The following is a 3565-nucleotide window of genomic DNA, read 5'->3' as shown; positions in this document are numbered from 1 at the left end:
GAGACAGCCCCAAGAGGTAGCCCCCGCCCAGCACCGCCAGGAGGGCCCAGATTGGGGAGTCATCGTTCAACGACCACCACCAGGCCAGCAACGGGAAGCCGGCCACCAGCGCGATGGCCGCCGGCAGGGCTCGGACCAGCACCTGGCCGACCGTGGGCACGGGGACGCTTTGCCTCGACGGAGACAGGGCTTCACGACCGCGTACATGCTTGCCCATGGTCGAACGCTAACCGGGGGTCAGCCCGGGGGCTATGACGCCGAAGTGGGGAAAGACAGGGCCCCGTGCGATTGGGGTTCGCTGGTGGGCACTAGATTCCTGTATGAGCGAGTTGCCCGTGGGGCCGAGTGCGCTCTTCTGAGGTCGTCGGGCGACATACTCGGACCATGGATGAATCGATGCCGGTGGCCGAGTTCGCGACCCCCGGACCGTTGCGGGACCGCCTCGTCCAACTGATCCGGTCCGGCGCGAAGACAGGCACTTCGTCGCTGCTGGGTGACTACGAAGCGGAGGACCAGCCCCTGCCGCGCCCCGGCGAATGTCAGGCCCTCATCGACTCCACCGGGCGGGTGGTTGCCACCTTGGAGATCACCGAGGTGGCCACGGTGCGGTTGGCCGAGGTGCCCTGGGAGCACGTGCTGGCCGAGGGCGAGGGGCACCGCAGTGTGGCCCAGTGGCGGGAGGCCCACGAGGAGTTCTGGACGGCCACGCCGCCGGAGGCGTGCGCCGAGGTCCCGGGGCACGACATGGACGACGACACGCTTGTGGTGCTGGAACGATTCCGGCTCCTCCCGGACTCGGTGAAGTGATCCCATCGATCCGGCTCTGTGGTGTGCCGCTGGCACCAATCCAGCGCACAACCAGCACGAGGCCGTTTGCTTTACATATGGCCAGTTAGCGGCGGAGCATCTACCCACGTCATGGAGATGGTCTCGCTCGAGGGCGCTTGTGCGCGCCCGTGGGTTTGCTCTGCTGGTCAGTGCGGCTAGGCCGGCTCTTTTCGGGCGGGGCGGGGGAGTCCTAGGTGGCCGCGGAGGGTGTCGGTGGTGTAGTGGGTGCCGAAGAGGCCGCGGCGCTGCAGTTCCGGGACGACGTGGTCGACGAAGTCCTCGAGGGCGTCGGGCAGGGTCGGGGGCATGAGGTTGAATCCGTCGGCGGCTCCGGTGCGGAACCAGTGTTCGATCTGATCCGCGATGCTCTCGGGGGTGCCGACCATGGTGCAGTGTCCGCCACCGGCGGCCAGGCGGCCCAGCAGCTGTCGGACGGTGGGGCGTTCCACGTCGATGATCCGCAGGATTGTGGCGTAGCGGCCCTGCGGGCCGCCGAACTGCTCAAGCGGAGGCAGCGGTGGGACCGGGGCGTCGAGTTTCCATCCGCTGCAGTCCTGCTGGATGAACGTGCTCAGCTGGGCCAGCGACTGGGCGGTGGGCAGCAGCGCGTCGACCGCGGCCTGCTGGGCTCGGGCTTCGACCTCAGTGGAGCCGACGTAGGTGACCAGCCCGGGCATCACCGCCACCGCCTCCGGGTCGCGCCCAGCGGCGGTGATGCGGGCCTTGACGTCGGTGTAGTAGTCGCGGCCGGCGGTCAGGTCGTAGGCCACCGCGTAGATGCCTTCCGCGTGCCGGGCGGCCAACTCCCGGCCGGGTCCGGAGGCCCCGGCTTGGAAGAGCACGGGTCTGCCCTGCGGTGGACGCGGCACGGTCAGGGGTCCGTCCATCTGGAAGTGCTCGCCGTGGTGGTGCACCGGACGGACCCGGGTGGGGTCGGCGTAGAGCCCTGCCCGGTCGACGAGCACGGCGTCGTCGGCCCAGGAGTCCCACAACTGCTGGGCGACCTGCACGAATTCCTCGGCCCGGGCGTAGCGCTGCTGTCGGGTGGGCATGGCCTGCAGCCCGTGGTTGCGGGCTTCGGCGTCGAACATGGAGGTCACCACGTTCCACCCTGCCCGCCCGCCGCTGATGTGGTCGAGGGAGGCGAGCATCCGGGCGGCGTGGAAGGGGGTGAAGAAGGTGGTCGAGATGGTGCAGACCAATCCGATCCGCTCCGTGGCCCGGGCCATGGCGGACAGGGCGGTCAGCGGCTCGAGGAACCACCGGGGCCCGGAGGCGACGTCGCCGGCGCTGTGGCCGTCGGCGAAGAATACAGCGTCGAAGAGTCCGCGCTCGGCCGTGCGGGCCAGCCGCTCCCAGTAGGAGATGTCGCCCAGGTGCTCGGCGGGGGAGTCGGGGCGCCGCCAGGCCGCGCTGTGGTGGCCGGCGCCGAAGAGGAAGGCGTTGAGGTGCAGCTGCCGGTGCGTGCTCATGAGTGCCCGATTCACCCCATGACCAGTCCGCCGTCGACCACCAGGTTCTGTCCGGTGACCGACCGCGCCCAGGGTGAGGCGAAGAACAGGACGGTGTCGGCGAACTCCTCCGGGGTGGTGACCCGTCCCAGTGGGGTGGAGGAGGCGATGAGGTCGAAGACCTCCTCAGGGGTGGCCGCACTGGCGTCGGTGGTGCGCAGCAGTCCGCCGGAGACCATGTTCACCGTGACGTTGTGTTGACCCAGGTCCTTGGCCAGGGTCCGGGTCAAGGAGAGCAGGGCCGCCTTGGCCGCGGTGTAGTCGTGATACGGGACGACGGGGTTCTGGAACAGGTTGGTGCCGATGTTCACGATCCGCCCGAACCCCTGCTCCTGCATTCCCGGCAGGCACGCCTGCATCGTGTTCAGCGCCCCCCGGACGCTGCCGGAGAACTGGTCAGTGAACTCGTCCCAGCCAATCGCTGCCGCACCCGAGCGGGCGTCCCCGTTGAAGGAGAAGTCCGCCAGCGCGTTGTTCACCACAGTGGTGACCGGGGCGCCGAAGTGCTCCCGGGCGCGCTCGAGCATGGCCGACACCTGCCCGGGATCGGTGACGTCAGCAGGCAAGGCCACAGCCCGTTGTGGACCGAAGCGGGCCGTGAGCTCTTGGGCGGCGGTGGAGCTGGAACGGTAGTTGATGACCACCCGCGCGCCCTGAGCGGCGAAGGCCTCCACGATGTGGCGGCCCACACCGCGCGCTCCGCCGGTCACGAGGACAGTCTGTTCTGCGATCTGCATGAGGTTCCCTGAACCGTCCCCGGTTCTTTGCCGCTCCTATGTGGGTGCCAGCACCGGGTGTGATGGCGTTGCGAGGCCAGCGTAGTACGCGGTCTCGAACTCCTCGGGCGGGATGTCGCCGAGGGTGGAGTGCAGGCGCCGGTTGTTGTACCAGTCGACCCAGCTGGTGGTGACCCACTCGACGTCGTCGATGGTGCGCAGCGCGCCGGTCCGGAATGGAGAGCCGTCCCGGACCGCCTCGTTCTTGAACAGCCCGATCGTGGACTCGGCCAGGGCATTGTCGTAGGCGTCGCCGATGGATCCGATGGAAGCGGTGATGCCCTCCATCGCCAGGGTCTCGGCAAAGGCCACGGACGTAAACTGACCGGATTCAACTGGTCGTTGCAACACCGGCTTCTTGGAGAGACTTTAGCTGCTCGTTCAGTGCCTCGGCAGGTGTCTTCCACCCCAGGCTCTTGCGTGGACGAGTGTTCAGCGTGTGCGCCACGG

General features: G+C 68.6%; 4 protein-coding genes and 1 pseudogene. 1 reads left to right on the top strand and 4 read right to left on the bottom strand.

Annotated features, from left to right (window positions below; translation table 11 throughout):
- Window positions 1-217 (bottom strand): annotated as a pseudogene (locus tag D9R02_RS12190) (hypothetical protein); the annotation flags it as partial.
- A gap of 167 nt (window positions 218-384) precedes the next feature.
- On the opposite strand from D9R02_RS12190, the gene D9R02_RS11505 reads away from it, so the two are divergent.
- Window positions 385-807: an ASCH domain-containing protein gene (locus D9R02_RS11505; RefSeq protein ID WP_199717499.1), complete on the top strand. Its 423-nt coding sequence runs from the start codon at window positions 385-387 to the stop codon at window positions 805-807.
- A 176-nt stretch (window positions 808-983) separates the two neighbouring features.
- Here D9R02_RS11505 and D9R02_RS11500 read toward each other — a convergent pair whose 3' ends face one another.
- Genes D9R02_RS11500 through D9R02_RS11490 form a run of 3 tightly spaced genes read right to left on the bottom strand, consistent with a single transcriptional unit; the run spans window position 984 to window position 3427 of the window.
- Window positions 984-2300: an LLM class flavin-dependent oxidoreductase gene (locus tag D9R02_RS11500; protein WP_019311213.1), complete on the bottom strand. Its 1317-nt coding sequence runs from the start codon at window positions 2298-2300 to the stop codon at window positions 984-986.
- An 11-nt stretch (window positions 2301-2311) separates the two neighbouring features.
- Window positions 2312-3076: a 3-oxoacyl-ACP reductase gene (locus D9R02_RS11495; RefSeq protein ID WP_019311214.1), complete on the bottom strand. Its 765-nt coding sequence runs from the start codon at window positions 3074-3076 to the stop codon at window positions 2312-2314.
- 36 nt (window positions 3077-3112) lie between these two features.
- On the bottom strand, window positions 3113-3427 hold the full coding sequence (locus tag D9R02_RS11490; protein ID WP_019311215.1) for an integrase core domain-containing protein: 315 nt from the start codon (window positions 3425-3427) through the stop codon (window positions 3113-3115).
- Window positions 3428-3565: the final 138 nt, after the last annotated feature.

Source organism: Kocuria rhizophila, from assembly GCF_003667225.1.
GTDB lineage: Bacteria > Actinomycetota > Actinomycetes > Actinomycetales > Micrococcaceae > Kocuria > Kocuria rhizophila.
The sequence above is the reverse complement of the archived record's forward strand: the minus strand, read 5'-3'. Positions and strand labels throughout refer to the sequence as shown.